The following is a 12,578-nucleotide window of genomic DNA, read 5'->3' as shown; positions in this document are numbered from 1 at the left end:
GAATGGCTTGATACCTTAGCGGTATCGCCGCCCTAGCCGTGGCTTTCTGTGATGACGTCGAGAACGCGATGCAGGGCGGGATTCTTGGATTCCTTGAGCCAGATGGCGAAGAGCTCGATGGGATCTGACCCGAAGCCGTCGAGGTCGCAGTACTGCACGCCGTCGATGCCGAGAACAGTGGTCGAGTGCGGCACGAGGGCGATGCCGCGGTGGGCAGCGACAAGGGACACCATCGTGAGGATCTGGGCCACCGTATGGACGGGCTGCAGCTGAGCGGCAGGGGCCAGACGGACGATGAGATCATAGAAATACTTCGCCTGGGTCGGGGAGTGCATGATGAGCGCCTCGCTCCTCAGGTCCTCGATCGTCACGGGCCGGCCCAGAGCGGCGAGGCGGTGACCTTCCGGGACTGCAGCGACGAGGGGTTCGCGGTACAGCAACCGGGAACCGAAGACCTGTTCGTCGAAAGGGGGACGGGCGAGGCCCAGATCGATGTCCCCGTCCCGGAGCGACTCGATCTGCTCGCTCGTGACCATTTCACGCAGTTCGACGTCCACCTCGGGCAACTCACCGGAGATCTCGTTGAGGAGGGCGCCGAGGATGCCGAAGGTCGACGCTGCGGTGAATCCGAGCCGGACTGATCCGGCAGATCCCTTCGAGATGCGTCTGGCCAGATCCGGAGCGCTCTCGGCAAGTGCCAGGAGCCGCTGCGCCTCGCCGAGGAAGGCGGTGCCGGCGGCCGTGAGGGTGACGCCCCGGCTGTCGCGCTCGAACAGCTGGACGGCGATTGCCTTCTCCAGCTTCTGAATCTGCCGACTAAGTGGTGGCTGCGTCATGCGCAGGCGTTCGGCCGCTCTGCCGAAGTGAAGTTCTTCGGCGACCGCGACGAATCCGCGTAACTGATCGAGTGAGTACATGATGCACAGAGGGTATCAGCTCATACTTTATTGGGCTTAGACATGCATGATGCTGGTTTCTAAGCTTTCGGTACAGGCTCAGGGTGACTGCCATCACAGGTGGTCACTCCTAGACCTCCATCAAAGGAGATTTTCATGTTTCACTCGAAGTTCGCCCGTCGCTCAGCGTCGACCATGGGTGCAGCAGCTGTCCTGGCACTGACTCTCTCCGCCTGCGGTGGCAATGTCGCCACTTCCGGTGGCGGAAGCGAGCAGGCAAGCGAGTTCCCCTCCGGCCCCGTCACCCTGACCATCGGGCAGGATCCGGGTGGCAGCACCGACCTCATCGGCCGCGCCATCGCGGAAAACGCATCGGATGCCCTTGGAGCGCCGATGCCGGTCGTGAACAAGCCCGGCGCAAACGGCGCCCTGGCGACCCAGGAGGTCGCCAACGCGGCACCGGACGGGCAGACCCTCATTCTTCTGAACGCCTCACTGATCGCGATCACGCCCCTGGCGGTCAGCGAGGATGAAGCTGTGACTCTCGACGACCTCGAGATCATCAGCGGCATTTCCCAGGACGACTATGTGCTGGTTGCCAATGCGGAGTCCGAGTACAAGACGGTCGAGGACATCGTCGCCGCAGACAAGGCGTTCAACTTCGCGACAACCGGTGTCGGCACGGGGAGCCAGTTGGCACAGGCGCTGCTGTTCAAGCAGGCCGGTGTCGAAGGAACGGATGTGCCCTTCGACGGCGGGTCTCCAGCCATGACGGCCATCCTCGGGAACCAGGTCGACTTCGCAACCATCCAGCTCGGCGAGGCGATGCCGCAAATCGAAGCCGGCACCCTTACTCCGATCGTGACGTTCTCCGAGGAGCGGAACCAGTACCTCCCCGACGTGCCTACCGCCCTCGAGGCAGGCTACGACGTGCCCGTGTCGCAGTACCGCGCGATCGCCGCACCGAAAGACACCCCGGAACCCGCTCTCGAGAAGCTGCGCGAAGCCGTCTCGGCTGCGTTCGAGAGCGAGGAGTACAAGACCTTCAACGAGGAGAACCTCTTCACCCCTCATGAGGTCGACGGTGCACAGGTTACGGAGGAGTGGACGGCCAACGCCGCCAAGTACAAGGAACTGGTGGAGAAGTACGACATCAACCTCGGCGGCAAGTAACCGTGTCCGTCCCTGACGCGGGCCGCCGGGCAACCGGCGGTTCGCACCCTCTCCAAAAGGAGCCCGAACACCAGGTTCCTGACCATCAGGCGTCCAGCCATGGGCACCACCTGGTCGACGACCTGACCCCTGAGGATCTCGCCGCGCAGTGGGAGCAGGAGAAACCTCCCGCAGCCGGTCCGCTCGCGAATGTCGCCTCGGCGATCGTCGTCGTGGCGATCGGGGTTGCTGGCACCATCGGTTCGATGCGGCTCGGCCTCGGAGCGCCTGCGGATCCCGAGCCAGGGCTGTGGCCATTCATCATCAGCGTCCTCCTGATAGTTCTCGGCGTAGCCCTTGCCCTGTTCGGGCGGAATATCCTCGACGCAGAGAGGTTCTCACGCTCCAGCCTCCAGGTCGCGGCGGGACTGGTCAGTCTCATCGTCTTCACCCTCCTCATCGGACGGATCGGGTTCGAGATACCGGCGCTGCTCCTGAACGTGATCTGGCTCCGATTCCTCGGCAGGGAAACCTGGAGGATGACCGCCCTGCTCAGCGTCGGGATCACTGTGGCGTTCTACCTGCTCTTCGTCCTCGCCCTCAACGTGCCCATCCCGCATCTGTTCTAGGGAACCCCCATGGAATTTTTTGAACCGGTACTGAACGGTTTCGGTGTCGTCCTCGAGCCGACCAACCTCCTGTACTGCCTGCTCGGCGTCGTCATCGGCATGCTGATCGGCGTTCTGCCCGGCCTCGGCCCGGCGGCAACCATCGCGATCCTGCTGCCCCTGACCTACGGCATCGAACCTGTCACCGCCATCATCATGCTCTCGGGCATCTTCTACGGCGCCCAGTACGGGGGGACAATCACTTCCGTTCTTCTCCGGCTCCCTGGTGAGGCTTCCTCGGTCGTCACCGTCTTCGACGGCTATGCCCTGACGAAACAGGGCCGAGCGGGTACCGCCCTCGGTATCGCAGCGATCGGTTCCTTCGTCGGTGGCACGGTCGCGATCATCGGGCTCACCTTCCTGGCCCCCCTCGTCGCCGGCTTCGCCCTCGACTTCGGCCCGCCCGAATACACGGCCCTGGCGCTGCTCGGCATCCTCCTGGTCGCCACCGTCAGCAACGGCGGACGCCTCAAGTCGCTGATCGCGGCGGCCATCGGGCTCCTGCTCGCCACCGTGGGCAGGGACGGGTTCACCGGCGAATCACGGTTCACACTCGGGAGTTTGTCTCTTGCCGACGGGCTGGATTTCGTGCCGATCGCCATGGGGATCTTCGGTCTCGGCGAGATCCTCTACAACCTCGAAGAGCGCCACAACAAGGTCCAGGCGCCTGCGAAGGTAGCGAACGTGTGGCCCTCGCGCAAGGACCTCAAACAGGCATCCGGCTCCATCGGTCGCGGATCCGTGCTCGGATTCTTCCTCGGCATCCTGCCCGGTGGAGGGGCAACACTGTCCTCCCTGGCCGCCTACGCAATGGAGAAGAAGCGTGCGAAGGACCCCTCCCGCTTCGGCCGCGGCGCCATCGAGGGCGTCGCAGGACCCGAAACGGCGAACAATGCAGCCGCCACCTCGTCCTTCATCCCGCTGCTCACCCTCGGCATCCCTGCAAATGCGACGATGGCCATCATCTTCGGCGCGCTACTGATCCAGGGAGTGACACCCGGTCCACAACTCGTCCAGAACGACCCGGAGCTGTTCTGGGGCGTCGTGAACTCGATGTACATCGGCAACATCCTGCTGCTGATCATGAGCATTCCCCTGGTCGGGATCTTCGTGCGGATCCTCCGCGTACGTCCGGCGATCCTCGCCCCGGTGACGGTGCTCATCACCCTCATCGGCGTCTACACGATCAACAACAGCATCTTCGACATCTGGCTCGTGATCTTCTTCGGGATCGTCGGTTACCTGATGAAGAAGTTCGGGTTCGAACCCGGGCCGCTCGTGCTGGCATTCGTCCTCGGAGCGCTGCTCGAGGAAAGCCTGCGGCGGTCACTGCTGTTGTTCGGCGGTGACGCGACACAGTTCGCCGGCCGACCCATCACGGCCGTCCTGCTCTTCGTCTTCATCCTCGTGATCCTCCTGCCCTTCCTTCAAAAAGCCCTGAGGCACCGGGGAACTCGGGACGAGCTTCTCACCAACGACCACAAGGAATCAGTATGAGCATCCTCATTGGCTATGTACCGACCCCCGAAGGGGAAGCAGCGCTCGAAGCGGGGCTGCAGGAAGCGCAACTGCGCCAGACGAACGCTGTCATCCTCAACTCGCCGCGTAAGGGAGCTCCTGTCGATGCGTCCCTGATCCCGGAGGAGCAGGTCGCGGAGCTCATCAGGCGGGCGAAGGCGAGAGGTGTTGATGCCGTCGTCCGCCAACCAGGTCACGCAGACGACCTCACCGAGGAGTTCATCGAACTCGCGGAGGAGGTGGACGCCTCCCTGATCGTCATCGGTCTGCGGAAACGGAGCCAGGTCGGCAAGTTCATCATGGGCAGCCATGCCCAACGCATCCTGCTCCAGGTGGACCGGCCTGTCCTGGCCGTCAAGGCGACGGACGGATTCAGCATCGATCATTAGACTCTTGTGCCGGCGAACGACCGGCACGTAGGAGTTCCGGGGCCATCCTGAAAACCGTAGCGCGGCAGGATGGTCCCGGTTCATGTCCCGCCCATGTGGCACGGACGGCGGGGCGGAGCGACCAAGAGGCCTCCGCCTGGACGGACCTGACCGAACGCAGAGCATGCGGCGGCCGGCCCGGAATGACCCGGACCCGCCATGGGTTCCAGTTGATATGCCCCTTCCCTTCGACGGTGTCTCCATCCTCGACCGCGCGCAGTCACGATCCGGTTCCTCCGAGGCGGACACCCTGAAGGGAGTCGGCGAGCGGGCCCGACGAGCCGAAGAGCTGGGCTACAGCCGATTCTGGGTGGCCGAGCATCACGGCGTCCCCGGCATCGCCGGCGCGGCCCCCGCGGTGCTGGCTGCCGCCATCGCGTCGCGCACGACGACGATCCGCATCGGCACGGGCGGGATCATGTTGCCGAACCACCAGCCCCTCGTGGTCGCGGAGCAGGCAGCAACACTTGCCGCCCTCTCCGACAACCGATTCGACCTCGGCGTCGGACGCTCGCTCGGTTTCACCCAGGCGGTGCGGGCCGCGCTCAGGACGGGCAAGGAAGGCGCCGACCGGTTCGAGGAGGACGTCGCCGAACTGCTCGCGTTCCTCTCCGGCGGTGCCTCGGTCACCGCCCGCCCGCAGGATGGCGGCCGCACGCCCGTCTTCGTCCTCGCAACGGGGCAGGGCGTGGACATCGCCGCGCGGGCCGGCCTCGCCGTCGTGCTCGGTGGACCCGCGCTCTTTCGCGACCCCAATCCTGCGCTCGAGCGCTACCGTGCCTCCTTCCGCCCGTCCCGCTGGTGGCACCGGCCGCACGTGGTGGTGTCGCTGAACGTCGCGGTGGCGGGAACGACGGCGGGAGCCCGGCAGCTCCTCGAGCCGGAGGCCCGCGCGCTCGCCGTCTCGCGGACCAAGGGGTACTTCCCGCCCCTCGAGCCCTCGGCGGCGGAGCCGCTCGGCCCACGGGTCGAGGCACGGATCGAGGCCCTGGTCGAGGAGTCCCTGGCCACCGCGGTGTACGGGACGCCGGACGAGGTGAAGCGGCAACTGACGGATCTGCAGGGACGCACGGGCGCCGACGAGCTGCTGGTCAGCGGCGGCATGTTCGACCTCGACGGGCAGGCGCGGTCGGACGAGCTGGTCGCGGAGCTGTCCGCGGCCTAGCGGTCGGCGCGACCGCGGCAGTCGATGTGCCACATCGCGCGGCGCTTCGGCGGCGGTGCCGCGGACCCCTGGGCTCGCCTAGCCGTCCCGAAGGTCCATACGCATCACCACACGCGGGAAGCCTCCGGCGATCGCGGTGGTGTCAGCTGCCTTCGCGAAACCGGCGTTCTCGAAGAGCCGCCTGGTTCCCACGAACGCCATCGTCGTGTCCACCTTCTCGTCGCCGTTGTCGGCCGGATACCCCTCGATGGCCGGCGCGCCGTTACGCCGGGCGTGCTGGACGGCGCCCTTCAGCAACGCTTGCGCGACGCCCCGACCACGGTGCCCACCCCGCACGCGGAAACACCACACGGTCCACACCGGCAGAGCGTCTAGATGGGGGATCTTCCGGCTGTTGGCGAAGGAGTGGAGTTCGGAGCGCGGAGCCACGCCGCACCATCCGACCACCACGTCATCCTCATAGGCGAGGATCCCGGGCGGTATGTCCCGTCCGCACAGCTCCCGGACCTTCTCGGGACGTTCCCGCGCGGTCAGCGCGCGATTCTCCCTGGACGGCAGGCGGTACGTGAGGCACCAGCAGGTGGGGGAGTCCGGATTGCGGGGACCGAGCAGCGTGGCGACGTGGTCGAACCGGTGGGCGGTGGCGGGGTGGATCACGAAATCCACTGCGGTCTCCCTCTCCTGGGTGGATGTCGGCGCGCCATGACGGCGTCGGCCGACCTCATGGATAAAGCCTAGCGAGCTGCGGTGCCGCCCGGCGGGGGTGGCGCTGGGAAACCCGGCTCATCCTCCAGGGGGCACCGTGCCCCCGGCGTCTGCGGTGGACTCCGAGGGTGCCGCCGAGCGGACCGTGGGCGAAAATGGGGGAGGCCATCGATCGCGTGCGGGTGCCGCCCCGGCGGACGGTGCAGACCCACGACGTGATGCGGCGAACCGATCGATGTGCCCCCTTGGGGCAGAGCGAACCATGGAGGATGACATGACCCGTCCGCAGGTGCAGCACGCAGGGACGCCCACACGGGCGCGGCTGGGCTCCTGGCCCACACCACTCGAGCCCGCTCCACGCCTTGCCGCGGCGCTCGGCCTCGGTCCCGCCGACCTGTGGGTCAAGCATGACGACCTGACCGGCCTCGGCGGAGGGGGGAACAAGGTGCGCAAGCTCGAGTGGACGGCGGGCACGGCGCTGGCCGGCGGCGCCGACGTGCTGGTCACCAGCGGGGCAGCGCAGAGCAACCACGCCCGGCTGACGGCCGCTGCCGGCGCGCGGCTGGGGGTCGACGTCGTACTCGTCCTCACGGGGTCGCGCCAGCCCCTCGGCAACGTCGCCCTGGATACGTTGCTCGGCGCCACGGTGCACTGGTGTGGCGACGTCTCCGAGGAGGAACTCGCCGCTCGGGTGCAGGAGGTGGCGGAAGAGCTGGCGGTGCACCGGCGGCCGGCCGTCATCCCTTTCGGCGGTTCGAATGCGCTGGGAGCCATCGGGTATCGCGATGCCGGGGAGGAACTCCTGCAGCAGGACCCCGACGTGCAGCAGGTCGTGGTTGCTGTCGGTTCCGGTGGAACCATGGCCGGGCTCGTCGCCTCGCTCGGCGCAGCGCGCGTCCTCGGGGTGGACACCGGGGCGATGCCCGAACCGTCGTCCGCGATCTCCCGGATGGTGGCGGAACTGACCGGCCGGGCGCAGGAGGCGGCGGCACTCCGCATCGATGGCGGGCTGCTGGGTCCCGGGTACGGCTCGGTCACCGAGGAGGTCCTGGCCGCCATGCACCTCGCGGCACGCACCGAGGGCCTCGTCCTCGATCCCACCTACACGGCCAGGGCCATGGCCGGCCTGATCGGCGCGGTCCGGCGCGGCGAGCTAGTGAGCGGCCGGCGCATCGTCTTCTGGCACACCGGCGGACTTCCCGGTCTACTGGGGCACACCGACGCCCTGACGAGGATCATGGACTAGATGACGCAGACCGAGCACGACGACGCCGCCGCCTTCGCCGCCTACCAGGCTTCCTTCTCGGAGGTTCCCGGGTACCTCAACTTCGCGAGCTACGGGCCGCCGTCGAGCAGGGTCCACGATCGGATCGAGCACCTCGTGAGGCTGGCCGGTGAGGGTGCCGTGGGTGCCACGGAGCGACTGGAGGGCGAGAACCTGCGCGCCCGGGAGTCCTTCTCCCGCCTCAGCGGTTTCCCGCTCGATCGCGTCGGGATGACGGGAAGCACGTCGCTGGGACTGTTCCAGGTGGCCTTCGGTCTGCCCGGCGGCTCGGTGCTGGTCAGTGCGGGCGAGTTCCCCTCCAACATCTACCCCTGGCTGCGCACGGGCGGCATCGGCCGAGCCCGTGTCGATCTCGTCGGCGCTCCCGGCACCCGCATGACGCCCGACGTCGTTGCCCGCAGCCTGACGAGCGACACTGTGGCGGTGAGCGTGAGCGCCGTCGACTTCCGCACCGGCTACCGGGCGGACCTCGCGGGCATTCGCGACGTGATCGGGCCGGACCGCCTCCTCGTGGTGGACGGCATCCAGGGCTTCGGTGTCGCCGATCTCGAGTGGACGCTCGCCGACGTGCTGATCACCGGCGCCCAGAAGTGGGTGCGCGGCACCTGGGGCGTGGCTGCACTCGCCTTCTCGCCGCAGGGGCTGGAGCGGGTCGAACCGGTGCTGACCGGCTGGACAGGCGTGACGGATTCCAGACGGTACGACGGCGTGGAGCACCGGCCGCTGCCCGGCGCCGAGCGTTTCTCCGTCTCCAACCTGTCGCCCTACGCGACCGGTGCCTTCGCGGAAGCCCTCGAGCTCATGGAGTCGGTGGGAGCCCGAGCGATCGACGGCATCGTCTCGACGCATGCCGCCGCCCTGATCGAGGAACTCGACGCTGCCGGCGTGCCGGTTCTCTCGCCGCGGGACAGGGAGCAACGCGCGGGCATCGTGGTGGCCGGGGTGTCCGGACGGGCTGCCGATGCCCATGCGGCGCTCGCCGCCGCTGGCATCTCCGCCACCCGGCACGGCGAGGACCGTATTCGACTCTCCGTCCACGCGACAACGCGGTCCGAGGTGTTCAGCGAGGCGGCGAAGGTGCTGGCGGACTTCGCCTAGCGGGCTCCGTCCTAGCGATCGCCGCACTATAGGGCTCGCTTCCCGGTTGCACCAGAGTCGCTGCAAGGGTTGGCCCATGGAAGGGGGCCGGTCCTCGGAAGTGTCCGCGACCGGTGCTAACGTCCCGTCAGAACGTGTGACTTAGGCAACATGTTCGTAACCTCAGGCACCTAACCTGGGTGTGCTCCTCATCAGCTGGGACATTTCACTAAGGAGAACCCTTGAATCTCACCACTCGTACCCGGGGGCTGCGGTGCGCGATGGCGCTCGCCGTGACCAGCGCCGTCGTGCTTGCTCCTGTCAGCGCGCAGGCCACCACCGGCAGCGCGGCGGGCTCAACCGCCGCCACCTCGTCCTTCGCGTCCTCGCCCAGTGCCGATGGTGCGGCCGGGAAGCTCGACGACCGCGCCGATCCCGCGGCAGAAGAACGCCGCCGGCTCAACCAGCAGGGACTGGCGAAGGTCATCTCCGGCGAGGCCACGGTGGAGGACCGCGGCGGCTCCAAGGCCGTCAAGGTAGCCCCCGGCCAGTGGGCGCAGTACGGACTGCAGGAGAGCGATCAGATCCTGTCCTTCCTCGTCGATTTCGGGGACATGGTCGATCCGCGCTTCCCCACCTCGACGGCGGGCCCAACGCACAACACCATCAAGGAGCCGGACCGCACGGTGGACAACTCCACCTACTGGTCGGACACCTTCGACCGCGAGCACTACCTCGACATGTTCTTCAGCAACGAGGGTGAATCCCTCAAGGGCGTCTACGAGGAGATGTCGAGCGGCCGTTACACGGTCGACGGCGACGTCAGCGACTGGGTCACCGTGCCCTACAACTCGGCGAGCTATGGCGAGACCGAGAGCCAGGCGGACATGACCCGCTTCGTGCAGGACACGGCGGATGCCTGGTACGACTCGCAGATCGCCGCAGGCAGGACGCCTGCCGGGATCGACGCGTACCTCGCGACCTTCGACCAGTGGGACCGCTACGACTTCGACAAGGACGGCGACTTCGACGAGGCGGACGGCTACATCGACCACTTCCAGGCCATCCACGCGGGCGAGGGCGAGGAGGCCGGCGCGGCGTCGTCGGCCATCTGGTCGCACCGCTGGGCCGTGGGCCAGGCAGGCCGAGGCACGTCCGGCCCAGCAGCCAACCCGTACGGCGGCATCAGGATCGGCGACTCGAACGTCTGGATCCGTGACTACACCACCGAGCCGGAGAACGGCGGTCTCGGAGTCTTCGCGCACGAGTACGGACACGACCTCGGCCTGCCCGACCTGTACGACACCAGCGGCGGCGAGAACGGAACCGGGTTCTGGACGCTCATGAGCTCCGGGTCATGGCTCGGCCACGGCGAGGGAGCCATCGGGACCACGCCGAACCACATGGGCGCCTGGGAAAAGCTGCAGCTCGGCTGGCTGGACTACGACGTCGCAACCGCCGGCCAGAAGTCGACCCACAAGATCGGCCCGTCGTTCCACGCCACGAAGGCTCCGCAGGCCGTCGTCGTGAACCTGCCGAAGGACGCCGCCGGCAAGGACCGTTTCTACATCGCGGAGAACCGCGTGTACGGAGGCTACGACGCAACGCTCGCCACCGGTCCGTACAACTTCGGCTGGGGCCTCACCGCGCCTGACACCGTGGAGCACTACGCCTACCAGGACGGCCTGAGCATCACCTACTGGAACACTGCACAGAGCAACAACAACACGCGCCAGCACCCCGGTGCAGGCCTCGCCCTGCCCGTGGACGCCCACCCGAAGGCCCTGACCTGGTCCGACGGCACGGTGGTGCGTAACCGCATCCAGAGCTTCGACGCCACCTTCGGCAAGCAGGCCACCGATGCGCTGAACCTGCACCGCGAGACCTCGGCGGGCATGACGACCCTCCGGGCGCCGTCGCAGGCAGGCGTCGCCGTCTTCGACGACACCGATCCCACCGCCTACTACGACGCCGCGAACCCGCAGGGCTCCGTCGTGGTCGCAGGTACGGGAACCAAGATCGAGGTCATCCAGTCCAATCCGACCGGGATGATGACCCTGCAGGTGCGCTAGCAGGCAGTCCGGAGACGTAGGAAGCCGGGAGGTGACTCCCGGCTTCCTCCGTCCGGTGTCCTAGTGGGCGCGCCGCCGGCGCCGCGGTTGCGAGACCACGGCGATCGCGAGGGCCAGGACAGCTGCAACGATGCTCAGGATCCCTGCTGCCAGGTACCGCAGCGGGGGGCCGGCGCTGATCTGCGCCTCGGTCACGATCGATTCAGCCTGTGGCAGCAGGGTCGGTGTGGCCGGGGGAGACACCCGGGCCGCTCGCGACGACGGGCTCGGGATGCCGGGGAGCGATGCGGGAGCTGGGAAGGCTCCTGCCCCGACGGCGGCCCCGCCCGGCTGCTGCGGGGGCGGAGGAGCCAGGAGGGCAGGGGGAGCGGCAGGCTCTACAGGTGAGGGCGGCGGGGGCTCGGCGGACGGCTCGGACTCTTCCGGCGAGGGAGGCCCGGCGGACGGCGAGGGAACAGCCGGGGTCGGGGCGGGTTCCCGCGCGACGGCGGGCAGATCGATCGGGGTGGGCGCCCCACCACTGGGGGTAGCGACCGGTTGCCCGCTCGCCGAGGGGGTTGCGGACGGATCCACCGCGGGCTCGGTTGGCTCCGGTACCGGCGGGGACTCGGATGGCGGTCCGGTCAGTGCTGCATCACCGGGCGGGCTGGTCGCTTCCCGCTGAGGGGGAGCAGTGACCGTGCCCGCCTGTGCAACCATCCGATTCGATGGTGGTGATTGCGACACTGCGGACGCCAGCGGGGGTGCGGCCAGGAGGAAGGCGCTACTGAGCGCCAGGGCGGGGATCGTCGTGCGGACGCGCATGGCAGGGTCTTCTCACAGGGGGACGGGGCCGGCAGATGAAGTGCGAAGCATGCTGATGGTTCGGGTTCATGCTACGCCGTGACGGTTCCTGTTCCTATCCATCACCGACATCGCAGCGCCCCCTTGCTGTGGACGTCAGGGCCTGTGGTGGAGCGAGGTGCCGGCTGTGCCGACAGGTGCCGGTGCCTGTGCCGCTGGTCGGAACACGAAGAAGCGGTAGGCGATGTAGCGGAACACATTGCCGAGCAGGACCCCGACGACATTCGCGGAGATGTTGTCCGCGAGAGGGCTGGTGAGTCCGCAGACGTAGTGGGAGACGGCGAGGCATGCCGCTGCGATGCCGAGCCCGGCGAGGTTCGTGAGTCCGAAAAGCAGTGCTTCCTGGCGCTTAGGGCGGCCGGCGAACTCCCGGAAGGTGACGTAATGGCTGCCCAGCCACGAGACGGCCGTGGCCAGGACCACCGAGATGACCTTCGCAGTGATCGGCCCGACGCCGACACCGGACGCCAGGATGTTGAAGGCCGAGATGTCGACGACGAAGGCGACGGTGCCCACGGCGGTGAAGGAACCGAGGCGCTGCAACGCTCCGCTCACACCCGCTCCCTCTCCCGACAACCCTCCAAACTACTACTTAGGCAACCTAAGTTACTAATCGTCAATGAGAGAGCCGGAGGCGCCGTGGCCAGCGGAGCGCTCCGCGACGAGTGGAGCCACCACCTGCTCGCCTTCCTCGCCAGGTAGTCCTGGCGCACGCAGAAAAGGAAGGGCCACACCTATGGGGTGCGGCCCTTCCTGAAGGTGTTGCTGT

12 protein-coding genes are annotated in these 12,578 nt (G+C 67.6%); 8 read left to right on the top strand and 4 right to left on the bottom strand.

Features of this window, described 5'->3' with window-relative positions:
- Positions 1–32: 32 nt before the first annotated feature.
- Complete coding sequence (locus FDK12_RS03705; protein WP_137368318.1) at positions 33–917, bottom strand: LysR family transcriptional regulator; 885 nt, start codon at positions 915–917, stop codon at positions 33–35.
- Between the two features lie 135 nt (positions 918–1,052).
- Here FDK12_RS03705 and FDK12_RS03700 point away from each other — a divergent pair, with 135 nt between their 5' ends.
- From FDK12_RS03700 to FDK12_RS03680, 5 genes are all read left to right on the top strand, one after another.
- Positions 1,053–2,069 (top strand): Bug family tripartite tricarboxylate transporter substrate binding protein, encoded by a 1,017-nt coding sequence (locus FDK12_RS03700; protein WP_137368317.1) that lies wholly within the window; start codon positions 1,053–1,055, stop codon positions 2,067–2,069.
- A gap of 2 nt (positions 2,070–2,071) precedes the next feature.
- Complete coding sequence (locus tag FDK12_RS03695) at positions 2,072–2,677, top strand: tripartite tricarboxylate transporter TctB family protein (protein ID WP_223263074.1); 606 nt, start codon at positions 2,072–2,074, stop codon at positions 2,675–2,677.
- Between the two features lie 9 nt (positions 2,678–2,686).
- The gene (locus FDK12_RS03690) at positions 2,687–4,213 is read left to right on the top strand and encodes a tripartite tricarboxylate transporter permease (protein WP_137368316.1); all 1,527 of its coding nucleotides are present in this window, start codon (positions 2,687–2,689) and stop codon (positions 4,211–4,213) included.
- Positions 4,210–4,623, top strand: a complete 414-nt coding sequence (locus FDK12_RS03685) for a universal stress protein (RefSeq protein WP_137368315.1) — start codon at positions 4,210–4,212, stop codon at positions 4,621–4,623. The genes FDK12_RS03690 and FDK12_RS03685 overlap by 4 nt, the downstream gene beginning before the upstream one ends.
- 214 nt (positions 4,624–4,837) lie before the next feature.
- The gene (locus FDK12_RS03680) at positions 4,838–5,827 is read left to right on the top strand and encodes an MsnO8 family LLM class oxidoreductase (protein ID WP_137368314.1); all 990 of its coding nucleotides are present in this window, start codon (positions 4,838–4,840) and stop codon (positions 5,825–5,827) included.
- Positions 5,828–5,905: 78 nt separating this feature from the next.
- Here FDK12_RS03680 and FDK12_RS03675 read toward each other — a convergent pair whose 3' ends face one another.
- On the bottom strand, positions 5,906–6,493 hold the full coding sequence (locus tag FDK12_RS03675) for a GNAT family N-acetyltransferase (protein WP_137368313.1): 588 nt from the start codon (positions 6,491–6,493) through the stop codon (positions 5,906–5,908).
- Between the two features lie 313 nt (positions 6,494–6,806).
- Here FDK12_RS03675 and FDK12_RS03670 point away from each other — a divergent pair, with 313 nt between their 5' ends.
- The 3 genes from FDK12_RS03670 to FDK12_RS03660 all read left to right on the top strand — a co-directional run bounded on the left by FDK12_RS03670 (position 6,807) and on the right by FDK12_RS03660 (position 10,966).
- A complete protein-coding gene (locus FDK12_RS03670) occupies positions 6,807–7,778 on the top strand; it encodes a D-cysteine desulfhydrase family protein (protein WP_137368312.1) in 972 nt (323 codons plus the stop codon).
- Positions 7,779–8,915, top strand: a complete 1,137-nt coding sequence (locus tag FDK12_RS03665; protein ID WP_137368311.1) for an aminotransferase class V-fold PLP-dependent enzyme — start codon at positions 7,779–7,781, stop codon at positions 8,913–8,915.
- A gap of 221 nt (positions 8,916–9,136) precedes the next feature.
- A complete protein-coding gene (locus FDK12_RS03660) occupies positions 9,137–10,966 on the top strand; it encodes an immune inhibitor A domain-containing protein (RefSeq protein WP_317616709.1) in 1,830 nt (609 codons plus the stop codon).
- A 60-nt stretch (positions 10,967–11,026) separates the two neighbouring features.
- On the opposite strand, the gene FDK12_RS03655 is transcribed toward FDK12_RS03660, so the two are convergent.
- Positions 11,027–11,770, bottom strand: coding sequence for a hypothetical protein (locus FDK12_RS03655; RefSeq protein ID WP_137368310.1), 744 nt, complete (start codon positions 11,768–11,770; stop codon positions 11,027–11,029).
- A gap of 135 nt (positions 11,771–11,905) precedes the next feature.
- The gene (locus FDK12_RS03650) at positions 11,906–12,364 is read right to left on the bottom strand and encodes a GtrA family protein (protein ID WP_137368309.1); all 459 of its coding nucleotides are present in this window, start codon (positions 12,362–12,364) and stop codon (positions 11,906–11,908) included.
- Positions 12,365–12,578 lie beyond the last annotated feature (214 nt).

It is taken from the genome of Arthrobacter sp. NamB2, from assembly GCF_005281365.1.
GTDB lineage: Bacteria > Actinomycetota > Actinomycetes > Actinomycetales > Micrococcaceae > Arthrobacter_D.
This window is presented reverse-complemented; position numbering and strand designations above follow the sequence as displayed.